Source organism: Yersinia intermedia, from assembly GCF_900635455.1.
GTDB lineage: Bacteria > Pseudomonadota > Gammaproteobacteria > Enterobacterales > Enterobacteriaceae > Yersinia > Yersinia intermedia.
This window is the reverse complement of the sequence record NZ_LR134116.1, coordinates 2,998,893-3,025,507: the sequence shown is the minus strand read 5'-3', so window position 1 is coordinate 3,025,507 and position 26,615 is coordinate 2,998,893. Positions and strand designations below refer to the sequence as shown.

The window sequence follows — 26,615 nt, the reverse complement described above, 5'->3', positions numbered from 1 at the left end:
ATAGTAATTTACAAACACACGTTCCGCAGATGTTGAGTTTGTAAGTGGCATGGTTTTTGACGACTCAGGCGGCTTTCTCGGAGTGGAGTGCGCTCAAGGACGATAGATATTCAGTGTCAGCAGCTTTGAACGATGGGTCTTTCTCACGTTAAGGCGACGGTGTTATCACCCTGTACTACCCTACATAAACCCGGAGATACAAATGAATAAGAAGGTTTTCACATTAGCAACCCTGGTTGCCAGCATGATGTTTGGCGCGGCTGCTCAAGCTGATACCCGTATTGGTGTCACTATTTATAAATATGATGACAACTTTATGTCCGTGGTCCGTAAAGCTATCGAGAAAGATGCTAAAGCATCTCCTGACGTTACCTTACTGATGAATGACTCTCAAAATGACCAGTCCAAGCAAAACGATCAAATTGACGTATTGCTGGCTAAAGGTGTGAAAGGGCTGGCCATTAACCTGGTTGACCCAGCAGCAGCACCGGTTGTTATTGAGAAAGCCCGCGGCAACGATGTGCCTATTGTGTTCTATAACAAAGAACCTTCACGTAAGGCATTGGATAGCTACGATAAAGCTTACTATGTGGGTACTGACTCTAAAGAGTCTGGTGTTATTCAGGGTGAGCTGATCGCTAAACACTGGAAAGCCAACCCAGCATGGGATCTGAACAAAGATGGCAAAATCCAATTTGTGCTGTTGAAAGGCGAACCGGGCCATCCAGACGCTGAAGCACGTACAACTTATGTGATTAAAACGTTGAATGAAAAAGGCCTGCCGACTCAACAATTGCAGTTAGATACTGCAATGTGGGATACCGCGCAAGCTAAAGATAAAATGGATGCCTGGTTATCTGGCCCTAACGCCAACAAGATCGAAGTGGTTATTGCTAACAACGATGCGATGGCGATGGGTGCAGTAGAAGCCTTGAAAGCCCATAACAAAACCAATATTCCAGTGTTTGGTGTGGATGCCTTGCCAGAAGCGTTAGCACTGGTGAAATCAGGCCAAATGGCCGGTACCGTGTTGAACGATGCCAACAATCAGGCTAAAGCAACCTTCGATTTAGTTAAAAATCTGGCTGCTGGTAAACCTGCGGCTGAAGGCACTAAATGGAAAATCGAAAACAAAATTGTACGTATTCCGTATGTAGGCGTTGATAAAGATAACCTGGCTGAATTTACTAAATAACAGCCTGTCGTGATAGGTGGTGCCCAAAGCCGTGTTAGTGCTGAGGGTAAAGCAGTAATTATTAACCTTCTGGCCCCGATATTGGGTGACCAGCATTGGGGCGGAAGGTTTTTGCATTGATCCTTATTTTGAATATGCACTTATCGGCGGATAGGGTATTTATCTCGCAGATGAGTAGCAATTCTTAGCCAGGTATAACTATGGCCGATATTAATACAGCACAACCTCGCGAGTGGTTGCTGGAAATGAGTAATATCAATAAATCATTTCCGGGTGTAAAGGCGTTAGATAACGTAAATCTTAAAGTGCGGCCAAGTTCGATCCATGCATTAATGGGAGAAAATGGTGCAGGTAAGTCAACGCTATTAAAATGTCTGTTTGGTATCTATAAAAAAGACTCCGGGAGTATTCTCTTTCAGGGGCAAGAAATAGAATTTAAAAGCTCTAAAGAAGCATTAGAGCACGGTGTCTCTATGGTACATCAGGAATTAAACCTGGTGTTACAACGAACAGTGATGGACAACATGTGGCTGGGGCGTTACCCAACCAAAGGCTTTTTTGTCGATCAAGATAAAATGTACAAAGATACCAAAGCTATCTTTGATGAATTGGATATTGATATTGATCCCCGCGATAAAGTCGCAACATTATCAGTATCTCAAATGCAAATGATCGAGATTGCCAAGGCGTTCTCTTATAATGCCAAAATCGTCATCATGGATGAGCCGACCTCTTCATTAACCGAGAAAGAGGTTAATCATCTATTTACGATTATTCGTAAATTGAAAGAGCGCGGCTGTGGCATTGTTTATATCTCTCACAAGATGGAAGAAATATTCCAACTGTGTGATGAAATCACTATTTTACGTGATGGTCAGTGGATTACTACCCAGCCGCTGGAAGGGCTGACCATGGATCAGATAATCTCAATGATGGTGGGGCGCTCACTGAGTCAGCGCTTCCCTGACCGCCTGAATAAGCCGGGTGAAGTCATTCTGGAAGTGAAAAATCTGACCTCGCTGCGCCAACCCTCGATCCGTGATGTCTCTTTTGATTTGCATAAAGGTGAGATTTTGGGGATTGCCGGCTTGGTTGGGGCCAAGCGCACCGATATTGTTGAAACCTTATTTGGTATCCGCGAAAAAGTGGCTGGGACCATTAAGCTACATGGCAAAAGTATTAATAACCATAGTGCCAATGAAGCCATTAATCATGGGTTTGCGCTGGTAACTGAAGAACGCCGCTCAACCGGGATTTACGCCTATCTCGATGTGGGGTTTAATTCCCTGATTGCTAATATCCGTAACTATAAAAATAAATTTGGGCTGTTAGATAATACGCGCATGAAAAGCGACACCCAATGGGTTATCGATGCGATGCGGGTAAAAACACCGGGTCACCGTACCAATATTGGCTCTTTATCCGGTGGTAATCAGCAGAAAGTAATTATTGGCCGTTGGCTACTGACTCAACCAGAAATATTAATGTTGGATGAGCCGACTCGGGGTATTGATGTCGGTGCTAAGTTTGAAATCTATCAGTTAATGACTGAATTAGCGAAGAAAGACAAAGGGATTATTATTATCTCTTCTGAAATGCCTGAGCTATTAGGGATCACTGACAGAATTTTAGTAATGAGTAATGGTCAGGTTGCGGGAATTGTTGATACTAAGCAAACCACGCAAAATGAAATATTACGTCTTGCATCCTTGCATCTCTAATCTAGTCGAAGGTTCTTATTATGAATGCGTTAAATAAGAAAAGTATGCTCACTTACCTTAAAGAGAGCGGGATTTATGTGGTGTTGTTCGTATTACTGGCAATTATTATTGTTAAGGACCCGACGTTTTTAAGTCTGATGAACTTAAGTAACATTCTGACCCAATCATCGGTGCGTATTATTATCGCACTGGGCGTGGCGGGGCTGATTGTTACCCAAGGGACCGACCTGTCAGCCGGCCGTCAGGTAGGCTTGGCGGCAGTAGTTGCGGCAACCATGTTGCAAGCAATGGATAACGTTAATAAAGTTTTCCCTGATTTGCACACTGTACCGATTCCGATTGTTATCTTAACCGTCTGTCTGATTGGTGCGATTATTGGTTTGGTCAACGGTATTATCATTGCTTACCTGAATGTGACACCATTTATTACCACATTAGGTACTATGATTATCGTCTACGGGATTAACTCCCTGTATTACGATTTCGTTGGCGCATCACCGATTGCAGGTTTTGATCCGGCATTCTCAACCTTTGCACAAGGGTTCCTGCGGTTTGGTGATTTCAAACTGTCTTATATTACCTTCTATGCTTTGATTGCTATAGGCTTTGTTTGGGTGCTGTGGAATAAAACTCGCTTTGGTAAGAATATTTTTGCCATCGGCGGTAACCCAGAAGCGGCAAAAGTTTCTGGTGTGAATGTGCCACTAAACTTGATCATGATCTATGCCTTGTCAGGTGTGTTCTATGCCTTCGGTGGTATGTTGGAAGCAGGCCGTATCGGCAGTGCGACTAACAACCTTGGCTTCATGTACGAGCTGGATGCGATTGCCGCTTGTGTGGTGGGTGGGGTGTCCTTTAGTGGTGGTGTCGGTACCGTTATCGGCGTAGTGACAGGGGTAATTATCTTTACCGTTATTAACTACGGATTAACCTATATCGGTGTGAACCCTTATTGGCAGTATATTATTAAAGGTGCGATCATTATCTTTGCCGTCGCATTAGATTCACTGAAATACGCTAAGAAGAAATAATCGGCTATTGTGAATTAACGTAACAGCCAGTCAGGGGTAAACCCGGCTGGCTGTTCTGTTATGGGTGTCACTTTTATCCACGTCATTTCGTCAAATTTGTCGATATCAATGGCGCTATTGGCTTAATGGGCTGGATTTCGCAGATAAATAATCCAATAAGTCAGGCCAACCAATAAGCCTCCACCAATAATATTGCCGATTGTCACAGGAATAAGATTATCGATAATAAAGTTGTTTAGGGTCAGAGCGGAAAACTGATCGGGGGTAGCATTAATTGATAACCAGAACGCCGGTGATGCATAATCGCGGATGACAATAGCTAACGGGATCAAAAACATATTAGCGATACTGTGCTCAAAACCGCTGGCGACAAACATGCCAATAGGCAGTAACATCACCACAATTTTATCCGTCAAAGTATGGCCGGAATAACTCATCCATACCGCCAGGCAGACCATCAGATTGGCCAGAATCCCCAAACAAACCGCTTCTACAAACGTATGATGTAATTTGTGTTCGGCAGTTTGCAGCACATTCAAGCCCCATAAACCATTTGCCGCTGTATGCTGACCGGCAAACCAGATCAGTGCCACAAAGAACAGTGCGCCAATAAGATTACCAAAATAGACGTTCACCCAATTGCAGATTAATTGCCGCCAACTGATTTTGCCACTGGCTTTAGCCACCACAATGAGTACTGTGGATGTGAACAAATCAGCCCCACAAATAATCACTAAAATCAGGCCGAGAGAGAAACACAGGCCACCTACCAACTTTGCCAACCCAAATGCCACCACGCCAGCGGTGCCGGTTGTGGCTGTAATGTAGAAGACAAAAGCGATAGAGATGAATACACCGGCAGTCATGGCTAAATAAAAGGTGGTGGCCGGATTCTTAGTGGCTTTATATATACCGACTTGCTCTGCCAGTTTTGCCATATCAACCGGAAGTCGCAGATCAAAGGGATTTTCAATGCTCATTGATAACTCCTTACTTATTATTTTATCGGTGTAGGGGAATAAAAACTAATATTAATAAATTATTTTTCTGACCTAAATGTAATGCATTTTTCATACCAGAGATTCATTGAGTGATTTTACTGTGGTATTTTGTATCTTCCCTAAAATTGGTTTTTTTCTGGATCAGATATTAATACTTATTTTTATTTTCGATATGTATTTATTTATATAGCGCTGGTTGTCATTTGATGTTCCATGTAGGGTGAGTATCACATGTAACCTAATGTTTTTATTTATCTTACGATGTAAATGAGACGTGATTTCAACTGATTGGTAAGATGGACAAATTACGGAGAAATAGTTTGTTAACCCAGATCAAGCTTATCGTCTGTTGATATATATTTGTTCAGTTTAATACCTTAAAGTAGTGATCATTTTTCTGGGCTTAATAACGACGTTTATGGATAGAGCAAAAAAACTACCCCGTCCCACATTGGCTCAAGTTTGGCAAGATACACTGTTCACGGTATCAAAAAAGTTATTATTGCTACGGGATATAACCGATTTAGTTAATGAACTCAGAAAGCTCTCTTTTTCTGTGGTGCGTTTTCAGCGGGTCAATTTATTACTGCTTAACCCTCTTTATAACCAAAATACCCTTTATACCCATGACGATGCGACCAACAAGGTGCAGGGATCGCAAAATATCTTGTTTGCCGAAGGCCCCGGTGGCTTAGCCTGGCAGCAGCAGACGCCTTTGCAGACTGACCATCGCCGTATGCAAAGGGAGTTTTCTGCTGTTTGTGATTTGACACCTTATCAGGCATTGCACTCCGGCTGCCATTTCCCCTTGGGTCATGACAATCACTGGTCGGGCTGTATTGAATTTATTAAAACTGATGACAGTGAGTTTGATGAACAAGCAGTTACTTTTCTGGGATTACTGGCAGATGTAGTGGCAATCGCCGTTGATAATATTGCTGAAATCAATCGGGCATTTTCCGAGCGTGAAAAACTGCGCTTTGAGCGCGACCACTACCGAATTTTAGTAGATGTGACCAATACGGTTATTTCTAAGCTGGAGTTGGATGTATTAGCGGCAGAAGTCTCAAAAGAGATACATCGATTTTTTAATATTGATTACATTAGCTTAGCGCTCTGTGGTACCCATAAGGATAAAAATAAGTTAAATGTATTTTCTACCCGCTACCAGAGTGGCAAGGCCGTACAGTATCAGCAGGCATGGGTGGATATTACCGGCACTTTGGCTGGGCAGGTTTTACAGAGTAAAACGTTATTGCTGGTTAATTTGGCTGATATCTCTCTTTTGGCACCGGACGATAAGCAACTGGCAAATATGCTGGATGAAGGGTTACAAGTTGTTTGCCTGTTGCCGCTTTTTTTCGGCCACAAAATGTTAGGTGTTTTGAAACTGGCACAATGTCAGAGTGATATCTTCACTGATAGCAATGTAAAACTGTTGCGTCAAATTGCGGCGCGTATTGCCATTGCTGTTGATAACGCTCTGGCCTACAACGAAATTACCCGCCTAAAAGATTCGTTGGTAAATGAAAATCTCTATCTAACGGATCAAATTATTCATAATGGAGAGTTTGGCGAGATAATCGGTAATAGTGCAGGGATTAAAGCGGTACTGGAACAAGTTGAGATGGTGGCCTCCAGTGATTGTACCGTATTGATTCTGGGGGAGACCGGCACCGGTAAGGAGCTGATTGCCCGGGCTATTCATAATTTGAGTACCCGCAAGAATAAACGCATGGTGAAAATGAACTGTGCAGCCATTCCATCGGGTTTGATGGAAAGTGATCTGTTCGGTCATGAGAAGGGGGCTTATACCGGCGCATCATCACAACGTATTGGCCGGTTTGAAATGGCTGACGGCGGCACACTATTTCTTGATGAAGTGGGCGATATTCCTCTGGAACTACAGCCTAAATTATTGCGTGTATTACAGGAGCGGGAAATAGAACGCCTTGGCGGCAGTAAAATTATTCCGGTGGATGTTCGCCTGATTGCTGCGACCAATCGTGATTTAAAATTGATGATGGTGAATCGCGAATACCGCAGCGACCTCTATTATCGGCTTAATGTTTTTCCGATTGTGATCCCTCCGCTGCGTGAGCGGCCGGAAGATATTCCGTTGCTGGTAAAATTCTTTACTCAAAAAATAGCCAAACGGATGAATCGCACTATCGACACAATTCCTGGTGAAACATTACGTTTGCTCAGCCGTTTACCGTGGCCGGGCAATATTCGTGAATTGGAAAATGTTATTGAGCGGGCGGTCATCCTTAGCCGTGGCACTACGCTGAATTTGCAGTTACAAGAGTTGGAATATCATTTGTCGCCGCTAGAGGCTACTAAACCTGTGGCAGAAAGGGTTGTGCATAAAACCTTATTACCCGAAAGTGAAGAGCCTGAATCTTCAGAGTCTGAGCGCGCGCGAATTGTTCGGGTATTACGTGAAACCAATGGCGTGGTTGCAGGCCCAAAAGGGGCCGCCATTAAGTTAGGGCTAAAACGCACCACCTTGTTATCACGGATGCAGCGGCTAGGAATATCAGTCAAAAGTATCGAAGATGAAGATGGGATGGATTAACTCATTTATTTGCTACGAATAAAACTAATATCTATTTACCGAATACCGTGTGGAACCAAGCAGTGCCAAACCCTTCTGCCTGCGAGGCACCGCGAACAAAGCCAGTCTGGGCGCGCTCAGCGCACAGCCACCGGAGTGTACATAAGTACATGGCGGTGGCGAGCACTGCGTAAACCCAGAATGGCAAAGCGCAGTAGCCGTTAACCGATCAGCCCACTTCGGCTTCTCTACGTAACCGCGCCTTCAATTGGCTATACTCTTGTTGTACATAGTTTTCTGCCCACGTCTGATCCGAAATGGCTTCCAGTTTCACCGCACAATATTTATATTCCGGTGTTTTGGAAATTGGATCCAGATGGTCCAGCGTCAGCTCATTACAGGCACCAATCCACCACTGGTAGGTCATATATACCGCACCGACATTAATGCGTTCACTGACTGAGACCCGCGTGATAACTTTACCGCGACGGGATTCTACCCATACCAGTTGTTGATCCTGCAAGCGCATTTTATCCGCATCCTGCGGGCTGATTTGCACATAACCCGGTTCATCGGCCAGCGTTTGCAGTGCGGAACAGTTGCCAGTCATCGAACGGCAGGAGTAGTGGCCGACCTCACGCACGGTACACAACACCAACGGATATTGCTCATCCACCAGTTCCATTGGCGCACGCCATTCACTGGCAAATAACAACCCTTTGCCTCCAGGGCGGTCAAACTTATTACCGGCATATAACCAGGGTGTACCGGGGCTATCTTCAGTGGTACATGGCCATGGGATATAGCCCAAACCAGCCATTTTCTCGTAGGTTGCGCCATAGTACAGCGGGCACAACTCACGCAGTTCATCCCAAATCTCTTTGGTATTGTTATATTTCATTGGATAGCCGAGTGCGGTCGCCATCAGACTAATAATTTCCCAATCTGGTTTTACATCACCTTGTGGTTCAACCGCTTTTTCAAACCGCTGGAAACCACGGTCTGCCGCGGAATAGACCCCTTCATGTTCACCCCATGAGGTAGCGGGGAAGATAACATCTGCTTCGGCTGCGGTTTTGGTCATAAAGATATCTTGCACAATCAGCAGTTCTAATTCGCTGAAGGCTTCGCGCATCATGGACAAATCCGGTTCGGTCTGGAGTGGATCTTCGCCCATCACGTAGTTGGCTTTAATTTTCCCCTCTTTCACTTTATGCGGAACATCGGTCAGCGAGTAACCGACTTTACCGGATAGGGATGGTACCCCCCAGGCTTTGGCAAATTTTTCCAGTGTGGCGGGATCGGTCACCGATTGATAACCCGGATACATATTTGGCAATGCGCCCATATCGCAGGCACCCTGCACGTTGTTTTGCCCGCGTACCGGGCCAACACCGACATTCGGGCGGCCCAGATTACCAGTTAACAGTGCCAGTCCTGACAACCCTTTCACGACATCTACGCCCTGGCCCCACTGGGTGACACCCATCCCCCACAAGATAGTGGCTGAAGGGGCGGCGGCATAGATACGCATGGCTTCACGAATTGATTTCGCCGGCAGGCCAGTAATGCTTTCGACATATTCCGGGGTGTATTTGGCGACGATTTCACGGTACTCGTCGAAGCCCTCGGTATAGCGGGAGACATAATCTTTATCGTACAGCTCTTCAGTGATCAACACATTGGCAAAGGCATTCACCAGTGCCATATTGGAGCCGTTTTTCAGGGGTAACCAGAGATCCGCAATACGCGCCGTTTCGATATGGCGTGGATCGCAGACAATTACTTTCGCGCCTTTTTCTTTGGCTTTCAGAATACGGCGGGCCACGATCGGGTGGGAGTCAGCGGCGTTGTAGCCAAACACTAAAATACATTTGGTATCTTCAATCTCACAGATTGAATTACTCATCGCGCCATTACCCAATGTCACTTGCAACCCGGCGACCGACGGGCCGTGGCAAACACGGGCGCAGCAGTCAATGTTGTTGCTGCCGGTAACCGCACGGGCAAATTTCTGCATCACATAGTTGGTTTCATTACCAGGGCCACGGGATGAACCGGTATGCATAATGGCTTCCGGGCCATATTTCTCTTTGATTGCCCGCAATTTACTGCTAGCAAATTCAATCGCTTCATCCCAAGATACCGCCTCCAGCTTGCCGCCTTTTTGGCGACGGATCATCGGCTGTTTAAGGCGCGGAGTTAGCAATTTGGTGTCATTGAGAAAGTCCCAGCCATAGTAGCCTTTCAGGCAGAGTTCGCCCTGATTGGTGACGCCATTTGCGCCTTCAGCGCCAATAACTTTGCCATTTTCGACCAGTAAATTGATTTTGCAGCCGGAGCCGCAGTAAGGACAGACAGTGAGTGCCTTGTGCATATTAATCATCCTTCGTTTTTGGAGCCGCAGCGGTGTTAGCTGCTCTCGTTCACCCGAATCACTGACCTGAGTCAGCTCATCGGGATTATGAGCCTCTAATGAGACTCACCCTGCGGGCCAGCGCAAGCGATGTTCAACATGGTTTACAACCAAGTTGTCGCTCAATTGCTGCCTTGCTGCAACACCAATTACTTTGGGTCATCCTTCGTTTTTGGAGCCGCAGCCTTATTGACTAAAAGCTCATTTCGTTGGCTTCATCCAAAGCAGCGCGCATCTGTTTTTTGCGTAACATAGCCTGCATGGTGTCGCGGCCAATCATGTGCAGCGCCTGTGTTGGGCAAACGGAGATACACGCCGGCCCGGCGGCTTGCCCTTCGCACAAATCACATTTCTGTGCTTCGGCTTTCAGGCAGAATCCTTGTGAGAGGCCGTTAAACATCACTTCGACCTGTTTGGTCACGACGCTCATCGCACCATACGGGCAGGCAACGACACAGGTTTTGCAGCCAATGCATTTTTCCTGCAACACTTGAATACTGTCCGCTGCCCGAACAATTGCGCCGTTCGGGCAAACATTGGCGCAAGGTGCATCTTCACAGTGCCGACACATAATGGCGGTACTGACATTTAGCCCTTTAACCACCTTCAGCCGAGGCGCGAAATTGGCTTTAGTTAGCGTGTCCAGCTTGCCACCGTTGTGTGCCAGCACGCAGGCCACCTCACAGGTGCGACAGCCAATACACTTTTTGGGGTCTGCGATTATGAACCGGTTCATTGTGTTCTCTCCTTCCCTTTCATCTTTCAAGTTGCAGGTGTGTTGGCTGCACTCGCTTACCCGAATCACTTACTTGAGTAAGCTCATCGGGACTCACTCGCTTGCCGCCTTCCTGCACCTTGAAATCTATTGGGGATAAATACCTTCATCTTTCAAGTTGCAGGTGTGTTAGCTGCACTCGCTTACCGCCTTCCTGCACCTTGAAATCTATTGGGGATAAATTGATAGATCTGGCAGATTCACGTTTAGAACAGCTAATCTGGCTCATTGCCCTACATACTGCATGGTTTATGCCAACTTGAAATGGTGGCGTAAAAGTGGATGAATATGATTGTTTTATAAAGGATTAGTGGATATTGATGCGGGAGGGAATATTAACAGGAAACTGTCGGCAGGCATGACGTCGGCAAAATTGACGACGGCATGCCGTCATTTAGCTATAAATGCGCGAAACCGCCGTCACCTTGCCAGTGTGGCAGTTGTTGATACACCGTTTCTACCGCCTGTTTTACTGGCTCGGTCATTGGGAAGTAAAACGCCACTAAGGTGGGTTGAATCCCCACAAAAATGACTTCGCTAATATCTTCCTTTAACTGATCAATTAGAAAGTTGAGCGGCAGATTATGGGTGCTCATGATAAACATTTCGGCAATTCGCTCAGGATCAATAATGCGAATCTCACCCGGCGGCAGCTCCATATCGGCAGCATCGACAATAACTAACCGTGTCGGTTGCAACGCACGAATACGATGCACGACATTTTCCGGTGCCGAACCACCGTCAATTACCTGCCAGTCAATCAATGGTTGTTGTGTCATGCGCTCAGCCAGTAACGGGCCTGCACCGTCATCGCCCATCATGCTGTTGCCAACGGTTAACACCAGATTGAGGGCGGTGGTGTGAGTGGCGGAGGGATGTGGCATGTTCATGGGCGGCGTTTCACCATTAAATAGATGGCCGGTTCCTGCTCGATATCGTACAGGGTTTGCAGCAGTTGTTGGCTCCATGGCTGGTGGAGCGAGGCGGGGTCTTCAGCCAGCGGCGCGAAGGCTTTTGCCAATAATTGGGTATGGGTACTGTCGATGGTGATTTCACCAAACTTCAGTAAGCCTGCCATCTTGCGGTGAGCCTCGCCGGCGGGCAACTGACCAAACCATTGTTCATATTCTGCCAGTGGACATTCCATGATGGCTTTTAAGCAATCAATCACCCCCACATGGTGGCCGATAGCCAGTGAGTAATACATCACTTGCTGTGCTTGCTCGGGCATATCGTCATCACTGTCGAGGAACTTCTGATTCAGTGCATAAAAAATAACCTTAGCGGACATCTCTCTTGCCTCCCGCCAGTTGTATCTGGGCAATGTGTTGCAAGCTGGCGAATATCTCGCTCAAACGCGGATCATCTTGTTGGCGCAGGTAGTGCTGGCAGCGCTGTTCAAATTCCGGTAATGGCTGATTGACCAGCAGCGACAAGAAACTGTCGGTGATTTCCCGCCCCTGGCGATAACCGGCCATACGGCGCGCTTCACGTTCCAACAGCACTCGTAGGTTGAGCGGGGCATCGGGATGGATCAGCGCGACACGTTCATCGGCAGTCTCCTGATGCTCTTCGCCTTTCAGTTTTTGCTCCAGCAGACCCAATGCCACGGCAAAACCATAGATGGTTGCGGCTGGGGTCGGCGGGCAACCGGGAATGTACACATCAATCGGTACGATGGTATCGCTGCCACCCCAGACACAGTACAGGTCATGGAAGATGCCACCACCACAACCACACGCGCCGTAAGAAACGCAGATTTTTGGATCCGGGGCCGATTCATAGGCCCGTAGCGCAGGTGCGCGCATGGCACGAGTGACCGCGCCGGTAAACAGCAAAATGTCTGCGTGGCGTGGCGAGGCGACTACTTTGATACCAAAGCGCTCGGTGTCGAACAGTGGGGTGATTGAGGAGAAAATCTCAATCTCACAGCCGTTGCAGCCACCACAATCCACCCGATAGACATAAGCGGAGCGCTTGATATCTTTCAATAACTTACTTTTTAACTGGGCTACCGAGGGATCAAGTGCGATCGGCTGGCTAACATGGTGCCCCCAACCCGGTTTCAATGAATGTGGTTGGCTCATAGCTTGCCCCTCCCTTCGCTGTGCTGATCCAGCATGACGTTGTTATTAATAACGATATTCTGCTTGCGCTTACACTCAGGGCAAGTTTCAAAATGTGGCCGCTGCTGCTCGACATCATCGGCCGCCATCCCGGAATGAATCAGCAGTGCCATGACATAATCCACTTCTTTTTTTGGCGCAAAGGGTTGCTGGCATTGCTGGCAATGGGTAAGGGTAAAACTGGCGCGCTGATATAAATCCGCTTTGTTGAAGACGGCCAGTTCAAACTCTTGCGATAACACAATGGCGCGGGTCGGGCAGACCTCCTCACAGCGGCCACAAAAAATGCAACGCCCGAGAAATAACTGCCACTGACGAGTGCCACTAGCAAGATCGGTTTCCATGGTGAGTGCATTGGCAGGGCAGGCCATGGTACAAGCGCCACAGGCGATACATTGCTCGGCATCATATTGCGGTTTGCCGCGAAAACCGTGGCTGACCTCAAGCGGCTTAAACGGGTATTTCACCGTGGTGTCGCCCACTTTCAGGATGGTTTTAAACAGTTTGAACATTCTTCATCCCTCTATTTGAGCGGCGAATGGGTGCGCTCAATGCCATAACGCTCGATCTCTTTGTACGGCACGGTGATGGACTTTTGCTTGCGCACATCCACCAGAGTGACCCGGTCAGTACAGGAGTAGCAGGGATCGAGGCTGCCGATAATCAGTGGCGCATCGGAGACGGTATTGCCGCGCAACATATAACGCAGCACCGGCCAATTGGCGTAAGTTGCCGCACGGCAGCGCCAGCGGAACAGCTTCTGGTTGTCGCCGGTCATGCTCCAATGCACATCTTCGCCACGCGGTGCTTCTGAGAATCCGAGGGCGAACTTGTAAGGTTGGTAATTGACTTTTTCTTCCAGCAGCGGCCCGCCCGGCATATGATTCAGGCCATATTCAATCATCACCAGCGAGTCAAAGAATTCGCGCACCCGCACCAGCAGGCGGGAGTGGACATCGCAGCCATCGAGGGTAAACAACTCTTTGGGCACATTGGCATAGTTGGCGTAGCTGTGGTCATGGCGCATATCGCGCGCATAGCCACTGGCGCGGATCATTGGGCCGACCGGGCTGAAATCGCGGGCGATTTTGCGATCAAGCAGGCCCACCCCCACGGTGCGTTGTTCGATATTGGCGGTGCTCATCAACATATCCACCAACTGGCCGATATCGGCACGCATCTCCGATACCAATTGCAGCGTTTTGATACGATCCGCTTTCAGGATATCGCGGCGTACGCCACCAATCAGATTCAGACCGTAGGTTTTACGTGCGCCAGTGAGCATCTCAGCAATCGTCATCGCTTTTTCACGCACGCGGAAGAACTGCATAAAACCGGTATCGAAACCAACAAAGTGACACGATAAACCGATATTGAGCAGATGGCTGTGCAGCCGCTCTACTTCAAGCAAAATGGTGCGGATCATCTGCGCCCGAGGCGGCACGATAATGCCCAAGGCATTCTCAATGGAAGAGGTGTAGGCCACGCTGTGGGTAAAGCCACAAATGCCGCAGATGCGATCTGACAAGAAGGTAACATCGTTGTAACCCATGCGAGTTTCAGCCAGTTTTTCCATGCCGCGATGGACATAAAACAGGCGGTAATCGGCATCAATAATATCTTCGCCGTCGACAAACAGCCGGAAATGACCCGGTTCGTCAGAGGTAATATGCATTGGGCCAATAGGCACCACCCGGCTACTGCTACCGGCTTCGTTTTCAAACTGATAGGTTTCCGTATCGCTGGTGGGCGTGGGGCGTTGGCGATAGTCCATGGTGTCTTTGCGCAGCGGATAGAGATCATCCGGCCAATCATCGGGCAGCACTAAACGGCGCTCATCAGGCAGGCCAACCGGTTGCAGACCATACATATCGCGCACTTCACGCTCGCCCCAGACGGCGGCGGGTACTCGGGGTGTGACTGACGGGAACTCTGGTCGTTCAGGGCTGATAAGTGCTTTGACAATCACCCAGCACTTATCGCCATACTGTTTACCGGTCTCTTCGCCATATTGTTCACGGCCTTCCATCGACAGCACATAGTAAATGGCAAAATAGCCATTCAAGCTGCGTTCATCATTACCAAACAGCACCGACAACCAGCCACCTTGTTGATAGTAAAGGTGCTCTACCACATCGGGCAGGCTATTTAGTTTGATGGTAATGGTCAGTTGATCTGGGGTTTGCCACTCTTCATCTAAAATTGCCGCAGGAAATTGTTCACGCAGGCGGGCTACATAGGCCGCACCCAGCTTTTCACCGCTGTGTGGATGGCTTGAAACCGGTTGACCTGAAACCGGCTGACCTGAAACCGGAATAGCTGAAATAGGGGTTTCGCGAGTCACGTTACATCTCCTGACGATTCGGGGTTAGTTGCACCGCACTATGGCTCTGTGCAACGGATGGAATAGGCTGAGTTACGGGCTGCGGTGGGGAAAGGTGCTGCCACGGCAGCATAAATTGTTGCTGGGTTGGCTCACTGCCATCGTTATTGAGAACAATCTGGGCCGCATCGGTCAATAAACGGGTCACTGGGGCCGGAATATGCACGCCAAGCAACAGCATCAACAGCAACAGTATCGCCATCGGTGCGGTGGTCAGAATACCCAGTTCGCCTTTGCTGACCGCTGCCGGTGGTGTTCCCAGCACGGTGTTGGCAATCATGCGTACCAATCCGGCCAGTACCAGTGTTAGCAGCAAGAGCAGGGCGATAACCAGCCAAATATGGCCGGCATTAATTGCGGCAGCCACCACCATAAATTCACTGATAAACACGTTGAATGGCGGCATCCCAGCCAGCGCTAATGCGCCACCGGCCAGTAACACCGCAGTCAGCGGTGCGACGCGGATAATACCTTTAATCGCGCCCATATCCCGCGTGCCGTATTTCAATAACACATTGCCGGAACCACAGAACAGCAAGGTCTTAGCCAGGCTGTGATTCAAGGTGTGAAACAGTGCTGCCAGCACGCCTAGCGGGCCACCAATGCCCAGTGCAACAGCAATTAACCCCATATTCTCGACGCTGGAATAGGCCAGTAAACGCTTCATATCGCGCTGTGCCAGAATAAAGAAGGCGGATACTGCAACCGACATCATGCCGAACACCAACAGCAGCATTTGTGGGAAATGTGGCCCGATGGCAGCGCTGATAATGATGTAGTAACGGATGATAACCAGTAGGGCGCAGTTAAGCAGCACGGCGGATAACAGGGCGCTGGTGGGGCTGGGGGCTTCACTGTGGGCATCCGGTAGCCACGAATGCATTGGGAACAGCCCGGTCTTAGTACCGAAGCCAATCAGGATAAAGACAAACGCCAGATGCATCAGGCTGGGGTCCAGCTCTTTAGCATGCTCGGAAACCACGGTCCAGAAGATGGCACTGCCCGGATCTGCCAGCACATTCGCGGCATTGGCATATACCAGCACCGTGCCGTACAGCCCGAATGCCACACCGACAGTACAGATAATAATGTATTTCCACGCCGCCTCCAGTGAGGAGCGCTGCCCGTATAATCCCACCAAAAAGGCTGAACTGAGGGTAGTGGCTTCAATACCAACCCACATCAGGATCAGGTTATTACTGGTGACCACCAACAGCATGGTGAACAGGAACAGATGGAAGAAACCGTAGTAGTTGCACAGTGTGCCAACCGTGATTTCGCCGTTATTCACTTCATGGCGCATATAACCAAGGGAATAGATACCGGTGATAAAGCCGATAATGCCCAGAATAGCGAGGAACAGCGCACTGAGACTATCGATATGCAGCCAGTTGTGCGCCGCCAGAATTTCCCCGCCCAGCGCAACTCGGCACACTACCGTCAGCGCCACCACCAGCAACAGCGTGATGCCAGTAAAATGCACCCAAGTGGTTGCCATCCGTGCGGCACTGCCTAACGCCCGGCAAGCAAACGCGAGCAATGAGGCTATCAGAGGTATCGCCAGCAGCAACAACAGCAGGTCAGTATTACTCATTTCATTACCCCTTTAGCGCCGTCAGTTGTTTAACATCCAGCGTGTGCAGCGTGCGGTAAATCTTGCGCGCCATGAGCGTCATCACAATCACCGCGAAGATGGCATCGGTGGCAACGCCAATCTCGACCAATTCCGGTGCGCGGAAGGCCAGCAGCGCCAGCATCAGATGAGCCCCGTTCTCCATCAGGCAATAGCCAAAGATATTTTTCAGAATATTGCGTTGGGTAACGATACACAGCAGGCCAATCAGAAAATGCCCCAATGAGACAGCCAGCGCCGGTTTCAGTGCGCTGACCATGGGCAATTGCACCGGTTCAACCACGAAGTAGCTCAGCAAGATAATGATGGCAGCGATAAAAATCAGGCTGGCGGTACCAATGATGCCGCCATTGGCTTTTGGATCGTCCATTTGGCGAAAAGCGCGATACATAATCCACGGCACCAGCACCACCTTGGTAACAAAGGCACTCAGCGACCACAGGTACAGCTCATGGGCACCCAAGGTTTCAGCCAGTACCAGAAAAATCAGCACCAGTACCAGTGACTGCAAGGCATAAAGCAGCGCCGAAGTGGCGGGTTTCTTTGCGATGATTACCAGTAGTGAGGTAATGATCAGCAGCCCTGCGAGGTTATTTACGACCAAATTATTGACAAAAAGTGTTCCGGTCATTTTCTACTCCCTTATCCGAGCCAGGCGACAGCAATAAAGCTTGAGCACACCGACATAATCACCAGAATCACCAACACCCCCTGCATCGCCAGTGGCAGTGGTTTGGCGCTGGCGACCTCTGGTGATGGTTTGCCGGGCACGGTTTGCCCGAACCAGTAGAGGAACCAGCCAAAACTCGCCACCGATTCAAGTAGCGCCAGCACCAGCAGAGGTATCAGTAGCCAATGTTCGTGAGAGAGCGAGAAGCCAGCGGCAAAAATAGGGAATTTGCTGAAGAAGCCATTAAAAGGTGGCACCCCAGTGATTGCCAGTGCAGCGACACAAAACCCTACGCCCAGCAGTGGCATTTTGCCCATGATGCCTTTGAGTTTTGGCAACATACGGGTACCGCAGCTATAACTCAGCGCACCGGCCACTAAGAAGAACAGACTCTTGGCAAACGCATGGTTAAAGATGTAGGCAATGCCGCCATCAAAGGCCATTTTTGAGCCATAGATAGCCAACGACAGAGCGAAGAAGATGTAAGACAACTGGGTGATGGTGGAGTAGGCCAGCAGCCGCTTCATATCTTTTTGTGGCAGATACATAAAGAAGCCATAGATCAGCGTAATCACTGCCATCACCATGCCCACGGTGCCAATTATTTGGGGTACATCGCCAGCGGAATAAATGGCGCGGGCAAAGATATAAACCCCCACTTTGACCATCGAGGCGGCGTGCAGGTATGAACTGACAGGTGTTGGGGCTTCCATCGCATCCGGTAACCAGATATGCAGTGGCAACTGGGCGGATTTCCCCCACGCGGCAAACAGGATGCCGCCGAACACAATGATTTTGGTGCTGTTATCCAATTGCGCCAGTGCCGTTAGGGCAAAGGTGCCGGTATTAACCAGCAACACCGCTGCCGCCAGATACAGGCCAATAGCCGCAACATGGGTTACCAGCAGCGCTTTGAGTGCCGAACGCAGTGACTTCTGACTCTGGTAGTAACCAATTAATCCCCACGAACAACCGCCGGTGATTTCAAAGAAGAACAACTGACCCAGCAGAGTGGATGACAATACCAACCCGGCCATTGCACCGATAAATACCAGCAGCAGGGCGTAGTAGCGGTTAGTGCCTTCGTGCGGGTGCTCGCGATTACCCAGGGTCAGATAACCGGTGGAATAGATACTGACCAACAGCCCAAGAAAGACGACGGCGAAAGCAATCAAGGTACTGATGCGGTCGATAGTCAGGCCAAACAGCGCCATATCGCCGTAGTGAATCAGATCAACCGTGACATCAATCTTCCCGCCACTTAAGTAGATATAGGCCAGCAACACGGTCCCGAGGGTTGCCAGTAGTGAAAAGAAAGTACAGGACCATTTCGCCCATTGCTGTGGCAAGCAGGCCGTGAGGATGGCACCGGCAAATGGGACCAGAATGGTCGCAAGGGCGATGTTCATTAGGGCGATATTCATAAGAGCCATGTTCTCCATGATGGGTTTATTAGCTCCTTAAAGACCTGTGAGATAGAAAACCAGGGACAAGGCGGCAACACCAAACCCCAGCCAGGTAACACGGGAGGTCAACAGGAAGCGCCCACGGGCGATACTGTTTTCCACGATGGAGGCCAGTACAAACACCACCACCAGCTTGATAATGCAGGCCAGTAGCGCCCACATCAGGCCAAATCCAGTGAGCACCGCCAGCTTGCCGAACGGGATAAACACGGCGAGGAACAGTTGTGCCACCACCACTTGTTTCAGGCTGATGCCCCATTTGACCAGGCCCAGCGCGGCACCTGAGTATTCGGTTAGCGGCCCTTCTTGTAACTCTTGCTCAGCTTCGGCGACATCAAACGGGATTTTGCCCATCTCGATAAACACGGCGAAACCACAGGCCAGTAACGCCAGCGCGGTAGCGGTCGGCGATTGCCAGTGGCCGGTCGAAAGTGCAGTACTGATGGTGCCGATATTGGTCGAACCGGCGATTAACCCCACCACCAGTAGCGACAGAATCAGTGTCGGTTCCACCAATACACCGAGGGTTAACTCACGGCTGGCCCCGATACCGGCAAAGATGCTGCCGCAGTCCAGGCCGGCCAGTGAGAAGAAGAAGCGGAACAGCGCGAACAGATAAAGCAGGGTGATCAGGTCACCCGCCACGCCAAATGGCGATGCCAGCGTGAAAATGGGCAGCGCCATTGCAATCAGCAACATGCTGCCTAATAACACATAAGGCATCAGGCGGAAGATGATGCCTGCGTTAGCCGGTGCTACATCCTGGCGTTTTAACAGTTTGGCTAAATCACGATAGTCTTGTAGCACACCTGGCCCACGGCGCGAGTGCATTCGGGCTTTTACCATGCGCGAAATACCCGACATCAATGGTGCCAGCGCCAGCATGAAAAGCGCCTGCCCAATGGCGAAGGCAATCATAGAGACCGCAGGCATATCAGTAGTTGGCATTGCTCGTCTCCTTAAATAGCCGCGATTATCAGCAGGGTAACCAGTGCGGCGACCACATACAGACAGTAGAGGCGGAAATCACCCTGTTGCAGCCATTGAATACGCTGGCTGAGCCATTGGATCAGGCGAATAAGCGGGGCCACAATTTTGTCGTCCCATAGCGGCTCTACCCGTCCGGCACCATTGACCGAGTGCTCAAGAGCACGTTGCATCATCGGTGCGGGATCGAGTGTTTTACGCATTCGATAGAGTGGGGCAAACATCATCCGCAAGGGTTGAGTAAAACCACCGGCGGAGACAGTCATTGCTTGTTCGTAGGCATAACCACAGGCCCATGGGTCACCGCCATGGCGGAATGCCAGACGGCTGCCTTTGTAGAGGCTGGCTATCAGTAAAATCACCAGTGGCAGGATTAATAAGCCGAAGAAGATGTAGAGGGTAGACAGCATCGCTTGAGAACTGTGTTGTGGGAACAACACCGCCCCTTGTGCAACCTGTAAAGTCTGCGCCTCAGGGGCCGCTATCAGGCTGCTGGCAATGCGGGCAATCACCGGTGCTACCTGGGTGGCACCAATCCCCAATGCCAGGCACAGCAGGGCTAGCAACAGCATGGCTGCCGTCATTGGCCACGGGACTTCCCGCGCCTGTGCGGCTTTTTCTATGCGCGGCAGGCCGCAGAAGCTAATGCCGTAGACTTTAACGAAGCACATGGCCGCCAGTGCGCCGGTAATCGCCAACATGACAATGGCAATCGGTCCGGCCAGACGAATAATAAATCCGCCATCTTTGGTCATGGTAAATAGCGATTGATAGGTGAACCATTCACTGACAAAACCATTGAAGGGTGGCAGCGCTGAAATTGCCATACATCCCACCAGAAACGCCAGTGCGGTATACGGCATCATCCTTGCCAGCCCACCCATCTTTTCCATATCTTTGGTGTGCACCCGGTAGATGACAGCGCCAGCGCCAAGGAACAATAGCCCTTTGAAGACCGCATGGTTAAGCAGATGGTAGAGTGCACCCAGTAGGCCAAGGGCGGCCAATACTGGCTGGTGGCCCGCGATACCTATCATGCCGACCCCAACGCCCATCAGAATAATGCCGATGTTTTCAACCGTGTGATAAGCCAGCAACCGTTTGATATCGTGCTCGGCTAATGCATACAGCACTCCCAGTACCGACGACACTGCACCAAAGGCCAGCACCACCACTCCCCACCACATTTGGCTGGCACCGAGTAAGTCGATACCTACCTTGATGATGCCGAAGATACCAATTTTTACCATCACGCCGGACATCAAGGCCGAAGCATGAGATGGGGCTGCGGGGTGGGCGCGCGGGAGCCAGCCATGTAACGGTAGCATCCCGGCTTTGGCACCAAAACCGAAGAAAGCCAGCAGGAAGATAGCGGAAGCCATTACCGGTTCTGGATGCACCTGCCGGAAGGCGGCAAATTCCAGACTGCCGCTTTGGCGGTACAATAAGAAGAAGGCAATCATGATTAACACGGAACCGGCGTGGGCAATCAGGAAGTAGAGCAGGCCCGCGCTAATAGCATCGTCGTCTTGATCGGAAATCACCAGGAAGTAGGAAGCCAGTGACATCATTTCAAAGAAAATAATAAAGTAGAAGGCGTTATCCACTACCACCAGTGCCACCATCGAGGCGATGAATAGGTTCATAAATACCCCCATACCCCACGCTCCACGCCCTTTGTATTCCTGCACATAGGCCAGTGAATACAGCGAAGTGACGACCACCAGCAGTGAAATGACCATCAGCATAAAGGCCGCCAATGGATCAAGGCGCAGGCTGAATGCCGCGAAGGGGAATGGCCCGGCGGTGATAAAGGTAATGATATCGCCCCCCAGTAAGGTTGGCGCGGCGGCAAACAAGCCAGCGACCCCACCCAGCAAGGAAGCCAGCCCAGCGGCATAAATCGCCAGCGTTTCGCGACGGGCCAAAAGTAGCGAAAGTAGCGCACCAGCCAGATAGAGCAGTAAGGAGAGCCACAGTAGCTCCAGAGAGTTCATCATCTTTTCTGCTCCTCGTGAGAGAGGGTGGGCGAACTGTCCCCGGTGATAAAGGGCAGGTCGTTGGCAAACCCACGGGCCGCAGCGAGCCGTTTAGCCTGATTGGCTTGCTCGATGCTGTGTTCATCCACCAACATCAGCGCGTTAGTGGGGCAGACCCGTACACATTCCGGTCCCTGTGGTTGGAAGCTACATAAGTCACACTTCACCGCAATGGCACGAACACCGGCGGTCCAGGCCAGGAACGGGTTCATATTGGCCGGGCTGAATGGCACATCAGACAGCTCGGTCATCGGAATATATTCAGGAAAGCTCTCCGGCACGGCTAATGGCTTACTGCCAGCGGGCGTAATTGCGCCAAACGGGCAGGCGATACCACAGAGCTTGCAGCCGATGCAGGTGGTTTCATCCAACTCAACGGCGTTATTGGTCAACGTGATGGCATTGACCGGACAAACTCGCGCGCACCATGCATCCTCACAGTGGCGACAGAGGATCGGTGCGGTGACCGTGGCATTACGCATCACGGTCAATCTGGGGTGCTCTTGTAAACCCTTGGCTTTATGCACCTGGCTGCAAGCAGCCATGCAGGTATTGCATCCAATACAAAGCCTCGACTCCGCAATGACAAAGCGGTTCATAGCCATACCCTCCGGGACAAAAATCTGGTGACAGTCAGGCTGATAGCAATCATTTCTATGCTGCAAAGCATATTCTGTGCCAGCACGCCTGCTGCAGCTGCAAAAGAGCGGTGAAGGCACGCCTGCTGTGCATTGGGGCGAGGTCAGTAAAGTGCGGAGATTTAAACGGCGGTGAAAATGGCGTAATTACGGTGGTTAAGTGTCGACATTAGTGACGAAACCGCCGCTCATCAGTGACACTTCGACAGTGATTGCTGACTTTAACCCTCTGGTTGCGGCTACATCTAAATAATAGTGTCATTTATTAGTTAGTTAGGTTTGGTGTTGCTTTGGTGGAAACCAGCGCGTGGCTGGCATCTTCTTTGCATTGCTATTGTCATGGATACGCCACAGGAGCAGCACGGTCATGCATGAAATAACCTTGTGCCAGAATGCTATTGCCATGATGGAACAGCAGGCCCGTTTACATGGCGCGCAGCGAATTACCGGGGTGTGGCTGGAAACGGGCGCATTTTCCTGCGTCGAACCGCAGGCATTAGAATTCTGTTTTGAGTTGGTATGCCGAGGCACGCTGGCGGAAGGTTGTGTGCTGCATCTTAGCCAGCAGCCATCACAGGTGTGGTGCTTTGATTGCCAGCAGCAGATTAATTTGCTGAGCAGCAAAGTGACTCGTTGCCCGTTGTGTGCCGGGAGCCATTTGCGCATCGGTGCATCTGATGATGGCGTCATACTTAAGCGGTTGGAGGTGGAATGAATTTACTTTTTTTAACTGAAATTGTGCGATTGAATGGCGCAGAGGTCAGGCTATGTGTATAGGTATCCCCGGTCAAATTGTCGCATTGGATGAAACTCAGCCCGGTACAGCCTGGGTGGATGTGTGCGGTGTGCGGCGTTCGGTGAATATCATGCTGGTGGCGGGCGACTCACAGGCCTGTCTGGCATTAATCGGCCATTGGGTGTTGGTGCATGTTGGGTTTGCCATGAGCCGGCTGGATGAAGAGGAAGCGTTGGAAACATTGCAGTTGTTACAGCAGATGGGGGAGGTTGAGAGTGATGTCGGGGCGTTTTTGGGGCAAAGGGGGTAACCGGGCTGGTATATTATTAAAAGCAGGAGCGGATTACTTTCGGTTGCCAGAGCTTCACGGCTCACGCGAAATATTACTGCTGTTTGCGGTGCTCTCCGGCAGTTTGCAGGCTAATGCGCCCATGTGGCTCATTCGGCCTGCAATCTTTGTCGGTAATATTCCTGATTGCGCTTAACGTCAAAATCCAATCCAATATCAAAAGTTAATTCAACATCATGGTGCTGGTGCTGGTGCTGGTGCTGGATTTTTCGGTTTTTCTTCTGCCAGCCGGTGTTCCAGCTCAACCAATTGTTCTGGTGAAACGGCCGGATAACCTTGTGCGTCATCGGGGATCACATGTACCGCCGGAATGGGAATTAATGGCCCAAGGAAGCGTGGTTCACGCTTCAGAATATAGAGATCCGACAATGCGCCGAGACGGGCAAAAATCTCACGCACTCGCACATTGAGCATATCCTTCGGTGACGGCACAGCAAAACACTGCGCCTGAATGCCCATATGGAGGGCGATAAACAGTGCTCGTTCGCAATGGAAACGTTGGGTAATGATAATAAAATCGTTAGTATCAAATACCTTACGGGTGCGTACGATGGAGTCCAATGTACGGAAACCTGCGTAATCCAGCACGATATCAGCGGGGGCGACACCGGCGGCGATCAGGTCGCGGCGCATGGTCATCGGCTCGTTATAACTTTGCAGTGCATTATCACCACTAAGCAATAAATAACTGACTTTACCGCTGTTATAGGCGTTTATCGCCCCTTGAATCCGGTATTGATAAAACTGATTAATACCGCCAGTACGGTAATACTTGGCAGTACCCAAAACCACACCAACCTGCCGGTGGGGCAAGTCTTGTAGCTCATCGTAGATAAAGGGGGCCGTTTTCCAGCTAATCCAGCGATCGAGCACAATAGCTGTCACCATCAGCAACCCTGCGATGATAATTAAGCTAATAATCAGGCGTTTCCACATTCTTAGGCCTTTGATGCATTCAATCCACTGGTCATATTGTAAGGCTACTGTACCTGCCCATGTTGCGCAATACATATCCCCTTCGTCCTTGAAGCTACAGCGTTGTTGGCTACGCGCTCTAACCCGAATCACTGACCTGAGTCAGCTCATCGGGACGAATATCGAGTATGTGTTTGCTGGTGGATAACCGGCGCACGCAAAACATGAGCCGGTTACTATTTAGAACGATGTGCGCTTATAAGTGCGGTACTGCGGTTGCCAATAGTTATGCTCAATGGCTTTTTTCAGTGCTTCTTCTGATGTCACAATGGCGACACCTTGCAACTGCGCCGCTTTACCCACCTGCATTGCAATGCTTTTTGACACCGCCTGAATATCGTCGATACGCGGTAGTAATGCTCCTTCACCATTCAACGCTAGTGGTGAACACTCAGCCAATGCACGGCTGGCAGCCATCAACATACCGTCGGTCACCCGCCGTGCACCCGATGCCAGCACACCCAAGCCAATCCCTGGGAAGATATAAGAGTTATTGCATTGTGCAATTGGATACAGCTTTTCTTTATAACTAACCGGTGAGAATGGGCTACCTGTGGCGACCAGTGCGGCACCATCGGTCCAGTTAATAATGTCTTCTGGCCGTGCTTCAACCCGCGATGTTGGGTTAGACAATGGCATCACAATAGGCCGTGGGCAGTGTTGGTGCATCTCACGGATCAGCTCTTCAGTAAACAACCCTGGCTGACCTGATACACCAATCAGCACTGTCGGCTTGGCGTTGCGCACCACATCCAGCAGTGAAATGGAGTCGCTGGCCAGATTCCAGCTTTGTAGCGAATCACTTTTTTGCACCAGTTTACTTTGGAAATCTAATAAGTTAGGTAGCTTGTCAGTCAACAGACCAAAACGGTCAACCATAAAGACTCGCGCCCGGGCCTGATCTTCACTCAGACCTTCTGAAATCATCTGCGCAATGATCTGTTCAGCAATACCGCAACCTGCTGATCCGGCACCGAGGAAAGTAACGGTTTGGTCGCGTAACTGGCTGCCTGCGGCACGGCTGGCGGCAATCAGACTGCCCAGAGTGACCGCTGCGGTACCCTGAATATCATCATTGAAACAACACAGTTCGTCACGGTAGCGGTTCAGCAGCGGGGTAGCATTGTTCTGCGCAAAATCTTCAAACTGCAACAACACATTTGGCCAGCGACGTTTGACCGCCTGAATGAATTCGTCAACAAAAGCATAATATTCATCACCGGAAATACGCGGGTGACGCCATCCCATATACAGTGGGTCATTCAAGCGTTGCGGGTTGTTGGTCCCCACATCTAACACTACCGGCAATGTATAGGCTGGGCTGATACCGCCACATGCGGTATACAGCGATAATTTACCAATGGGGATGCCCATGCCGCCAATGCCCTGATCACCAAGGCCGAGAATGCGCTCACCGTCAGTTACCACGATAACTTTCACGTTCTGTTTGGTGGCATTTTGTAACATATCGTCAATGTGTTCGCGGTTCGGGTAAGAGATAAATAACCCGCGCGCACGGCGATAGATATCAGAGAAGTGTTCACAAGCCTCGCCAACTGTTGGCGTGTAGATAATCGGCATCATCTCGCTGAGATGGGCGTCCAGCAGGCGATAAAACAGAGTCTCATTGGTATCTTGAATGTTACGCAGATAGATGTGCTTATCGTCGTCGTTTTTGAAATCTTGATACTGGCGGTAAGCGCGCTCAGCCTGTTCTTCAATAGTTTCAACCGCTTCAGGCAACAAACCGTGTAAGTTAAAGTGGTTGCGCTCATCATTAGTAAAAGCGCTGCCTTTGTTGAGAAGAGGGAATTCCAACAGAATCGGGCCAGCGTAGGGGATATAGAGGGTGCGCTTACTTTCGTATTCAAGTTCCATGAGTTTTACTCTTAAATGACTATGGGTATAGACAGTAAT

The 26,615-nt window shown here is 49.9% G+C and carries 22 protein-coding genes; 6 read left to right on the top strand and 16 right to left on the bottom strand.

The genetic code is table 11. The features are described from left to right. Positions 1-202: 202 nt before the first annotated feature. From mglB to mglC, 3 genes are all read left to right on the top strand, one after another. Positions 203-1,195: a galactose/glucose ABC transporter substrate-binding protein MglB gene (gene mglB, locus EL015_RS13825; protein WP_005187589.1), complete on the top strand. Its 993-nt coding sequence runs from the start codon at positions 203-205 to the stop codon at positions 1,193-1,195. Positions 1,196-1,395: 200 nt separating this feature from the next. After that, on the top strand, positions 1,396-2,916 hold the full coding sequence (mglA, locus tag EL015_RS13820; RefSeq protein ID WP_005187591.1) for a galactose/methyl galactoside ABC transporter ATP-binding protein MglA: 1,521 nt from the start codon (positions 1,396-1,398) through the stop codon (positions 2,914-2,916). Positions 2,917-2,936: 20 nt separating this feature from the next. Further along, complete coding sequence (mglC, locus tag EL015_RS13815) at positions 2,937-3,947, top strand: galactose/methyl galactoside ABC transporter permease MglC (protein ID WP_005187595.1); 1,011 nt, start codon at positions 2,937-2,939, stop codon at positions 3,945-3,947. 122 nt (positions 3,948-4,069) lie between these two features. Here the strand turns inward: mglC and focA are convergent, their stop codons facing one another. Continuing rightward, positions 4,070-4,927: a formate transporter FocA gene (focA, locus tag EL015_RS13810; RefSeq protein ID WP_005187598.1), complete on the bottom strand. Its 858-nt coding sequence runs from the start codon at positions 4,925-4,927 to the stop codon at positions 4,070-4,072. Positions 4,928-5,366: 439 nt separating this feature from the next. On the opposite strand from focA, the gene flhA reads away from it, so the two are divergent. After that, positions 5,367-7,526, top strand: a complete 2,160-nt coding sequence (flhA, locus tag EL015_RS13805; protein WP_050088186.1) for a formate hydrogenlyase transcriptional activator FlhA — start codon at positions 5,367-5,369, stop codon at positions 7,524-7,526. 208 nt (positions 7,527-7,734) lie between these two features. On the opposite strand, the gene fdhF is transcribed toward flhA, so the two are convergent. The 13 genes from fdhF to EL015_RS13740 form a co-directional block, all read right to left on the bottom strand. Continuing rightward, positions 7,735-9,882, bottom strand: a complete 2,148-nt coding sequence (gene fdhF, locus EL015_RS13800; protein ID WP_032906838.1) for a formate dehydrogenase subunit alpha — start codon at positions 9,880-9,882, stop codon at positions 7,735-7,737. Between the two features lie 232 nt (positions 9,883-10,114). Beyond that, the gene (locus EL015_RS13795; protein ID WP_032906839.1) at positions 10,115-10,657 is read right to left on the bottom strand and encodes a 4Fe-4S binding protein; all 543 of its coding nucleotides are present in this window, start codon (positions 10,655-10,657) and stop codon (positions 10,115-10,117) included. Positions 10,658-11,094: 437 nt separating this feature from the next. After that, positions 11,095-11,580: a hydrogenase maturation peptidase HycI gene (gene hycI, locus EL015_RS13790; protein WP_005187608.1), complete on the bottom strand. Its 486-nt coding sequence runs from the start codon at positions 11,578-11,580 to the stop codon at positions 11,095-11,097. A 2-nt stretch (positions 11,581-11,582) separates the two neighbouring features. Further along, a complete protein-coding gene (locus EL015_RS13785) occupies positions 11,583-11,987 on the bottom strand; it encodes a formate hydrogenlyase maturation HycH family protein (RefSeq protein ID WP_032906840.1) in 405 nt (134 codons plus the stop codon). Further along, the gene (locus tag EL015_RS13780) at positions 11,977-12,783 is read right to left on the bottom strand and encodes an NADH-quinone oxidoreductase subunit B family protein (protein WP_032906841.1); all 807 of its coding nucleotides are present in this window, start codon (positions 12,781-12,783) and stop codon (positions 11,977-11,979) included. Before EL015_RS13780 ends, EL015_RS13785 begins: the two co-directional genes overlap by 11 nt. Beyond that, complete coding sequence (hyfH, locus tag EL015_RS13775) at positions 12,780-13,334, bottom strand: hydrogenase 4 subunit H (RefSeq protein ID WP_005187616.1); 555 nt, start codon at positions 13,332-13,334, stop codon at positions 12,780-12,782. The genes EL015_RS13780 and hyfH overlap by 4 nt, the downstream gene beginning before the upstream one ends. Before the next feature lie 11 nt (positions 13,335-13,345). Further along, positions 13,346-15,166 (bottom strand): hydrogenase large subunit, encoded by a 1,821-nt coding sequence (locus tag EL015_RS13770; protein WP_005187619.1) that lies wholly within the window; start codon positions 15,164-15,166, stop codon positions 13,346-13,348. A gap of 1 nt (position 15,167) precedes the next feature. Next, positions 15,168-16,799 carry a hydrogenase 4 subunit F gene (locus EL015_RS13765; RefSeq protein WP_005187624.1) on the bottom strand — a complete coding sequence of 544 codons (1,632 nt, stop codon included), beginning with the start codon at positions 16,797-16,799 and terminating at the stop codon, positions 15,168-15,170. 4 nt (positions 16,800-16,803) lie between these two features. After that, complete coding sequence (hyfE, locus tag EL015_RS13760; RefSeq protein WP_005187625.1) at positions 16,804-17,469, bottom strand: hydrogenase 4 membrane subunit; 666 nt, start codon at positions 17,467-17,469, stop codon at positions 16,804-16,806. Between the two features lie 11 nt (positions 17,470-17,480). Then, positions 17,481-18,932: a hydrogenase 4 subunit D gene (locus tag EL015_RS13755; RefSeq protein WP_005187634.1), complete on the bottom strand. Its 1,452-nt coding sequence runs from the start codon at positions 18,930-18,932 to the stop codon at positions 17,481-17,483. A 36-nt stretch (positions 18,933-18,968) separates the two neighbouring features. After that, the gene (locus EL015_RS13750) at positions 18,969-19,922 is read right to left on the bottom strand and encodes a respiratory chain complex I subunit 1 family protein (protein WP_005187639.1); all 954 of its coding nucleotides are present in this window, start codon (positions 19,920-19,922) and stop codon (positions 18,969-18,971) included. Positions 19,923-19,933: 11 nt separating this feature from the next. Beyond that, positions 19,934-21,961, bottom strand: a complete 2,028-nt coding sequence (hyfB, locus tag EL015_RS13745) for a hydrogenase 4 subunit B (RefSeq protein WP_032906843.1) — start codon at positions 21,959-21,961, stop codon at positions 19,934-19,936. Then, positions 21,958-22,599: a 4Fe-4S dicluster domain-containing protein gene (locus EL015_RS13740; protein WP_032906844.1), complete on the bottom strand. Its 642-nt coding sequence runs from the start codon at positions 22,597-22,599 to the stop codon at positions 21,958-21,960. Before EL015_RS13740 ends, hyfB begins: the two co-directional genes overlap by 4 nt. A gap of 406 nt (positions 22,600-23,005) precedes the next feature. Here EL015_RS13740 and hypA point away from each other — a divergent pair, with 406 nt between their 5' ends. Both hypA and EL015_RS13730 read left to right on the top strand, forming a co-directional pair. Beyond that, positions 23,006-23,353, top strand: coding sequence for a hydrogenase maturation nickel metallochaperone HypA (gene hypA, locus EL015_RS13735; RefSeq protein ID WP_005187645.1), 348 nt, complete (start codon positions 23,006-23,008; stop codon positions 23,351-23,353). A 52-nt stretch (positions 23,354-23,405) separates the two neighbouring features. Continuing rightward, a complete protein-coding gene (locus EL015_RS13730) occupies positions 23,406-23,684 on the top strand; it encodes a HypC/HybG/HupF family hydrogenase formation chaperone (RefSeq protein WP_005187654.1) in 279 nt (92 codons plus the stop codon). A 213-nt stretch (positions 23,685-23,897) separates the two neighbouring features. Here EL015_RS13730 and sanA read toward each other — a convergent pair whose 3' ends face one another. Both sanA and EL015_RS13720 read right to left on the bottom strand, forming a co-directional pair. Further along, positions 23,898-24,659 carry an outer membrane permeability protein SanA gene (gene sanA, locus EL015_RS13725; RefSeq protein ID WP_005187660.1) on the bottom strand — a complete coding sequence of 254 codons (762 nt, stop codon included), beginning with the start codon at positions 24,657-24,659 and terminating at the stop codon, positions 23,898-23,900. A gap of 219 nt (positions 24,660-24,878) precedes the next feature. Continuing rightward, positions 24,879-26,576 (bottom strand): NAD-dependent malic enzyme, encoded by a 1,698-nt coding sequence (locus tag EL015_RS13720; RefSeq protein ID WP_005187662.1) that lies wholly within the window; start codon positions 26,574-26,576, stop codon positions 24,879-24,881. Positions 26,577-26,615 lie beyond the last annotated feature (39 nt).

Excerpts from the sequence above, each read along its gene's own strand:
- mglB (WP_005187589.1), top strand. The coding sequence starts at position 203 with ATGAATAAGAAGGTTTTCACATTAGCAACCCTGGTTGCCAGCATGATG.
- mglA (WP_005187591.1), top strand. The coding sequence starts at position 1,396 with ATGGCCGATATTAATACAGCACAACCTCGCGAGTGGTTGCTGGAAATG.
- mglC (WP_005187595.1), top strand. The coding sequence starts at position 2,937 with ATGAATGCGTTAAATAAGAAAAGTATGCTCACTTACCTTAAAGAGAGC.
- focA (WP_005187598.1), bottom strand. The coding sequence starts at position 4,927 with ATGAGCATTGAAAATCCCTTTGATCTGCGACTTCCGGTTGATATGGCA.
- flhA (WP_050088186.1), top strand. The coding sequence starts at position 5,367 with ATGGATAGAGCAAAAAAACTACCCCGTCCCACATTGGCTCAAGTTTGG.
- fdhF (WP_032906838.1), bottom strand. The coding sequence starts at position 9,882 with ATGCACAAGGCACTCACTGTCTGTCCTTACTGCGGCTCCGGCTGCAAA.
- EL015_RS13795 (WP_032906839.1), bottom strand. The coding sequence starts at position 10,657 with ATGAACCGGTTCATAATCGCAGACCCCAAAAAGTGTATTGGCTGTCGC.
- hycI (WP_005187608.1), bottom strand. The coding sequence starts at position 11,580 with ATGCCACATCCCTCCGCCACTCACACCACCGCCCTCAATCTGGTGTTA.
- EL015_RS13785 (WP_032906840.1), bottom strand. The coding sequence starts at position 11,987 with ATGTCCGCTAAGGTTATTTTTTATGCACTGAATCAGAAGTTCCTCGAC.
- EL015_RS13780 (WP_032906841.1), bottom strand. The coding sequence starts at position 12,783 with ATGAGCCAACCACATTCATTGAAACCGGGTTGGGGGCACCATGTTAGC.
- hyfH (WP_005187616.1), bottom strand. The coding sequence starts at position 13,334 with ATGTTCAAACTGTTTAAAACCATCCTGAAAGTGGGCGACACCACGGTG.
- EL015_RS13765 (WP_005187624.1), bottom strand. The coding sequence starts at position 16,799 with ATGAGTAATACTGACCTGCTGTTGTTGCTGCTGGCGATACCTCTGATA.
- hyfE (WP_005187625.1), bottom strand. The coding sequence starts at position 17,469 with ATGACCGGAACACTTTTTGTCAATAATTTGGTCGTAAATAACCTCGCA.
- EL015_RS13755 (WP_005187634.1), bottom strand. The coding sequence starts at position 18,932 with ATGAATATCGCCCTAATGAACATCGCCCTTGCGACCATTCTGGTCCCA.
- EL015_RS13750 (WP_005187639.1), bottom strand. The coding sequence starts at position 19,922 with ATGCCAACTACTGATATGCCTGCGGTCTCTATGATTGCCTTCGCCATT.
- hyfB (WP_032906843.1), bottom strand. The coding sequence starts at position 21,961 with ATGATGAACTCTCTGGAGCTACTGTGGCTCTCCTTACTGCTCTATCTG.
- EL015_RS13740 (WP_032906844.1), bottom strand. The coding sequence starts at position 22,599 with ATGAACCGCTTTGTCATTGCGGAGTCGAGGCTTTGTATTGGATGCAAT.
- hypA (WP_005187645.1), top strand. The coding sequence starts at position 23,006 with ATGCATGAAATAACCTTGTGCCAGAATGCTATTGCCATGATGGAACAG.
- EL015_RS13730 (WP_005187654.1), top strand. The coding sequence starts at position 23,406 with ATGTGTATAGGTATCCCCGGTCAAATTGTCGCATTGGATGAAACTCAG.
- sanA (WP_005187660.1), bottom strand. The coding sequence starts at position 24,659 with ATGTGGAAACGCCTGATTATTAGCTTAATTATCATCGCAGGGTTGCTG.
- EL015_RS13720 (WP_005187662.1), bottom strand. The coding sequence starts at position 26,576 with ATGGAACTTGAATACGAAAGTAAGCGCACCCTCTATATCCCCTACGCT.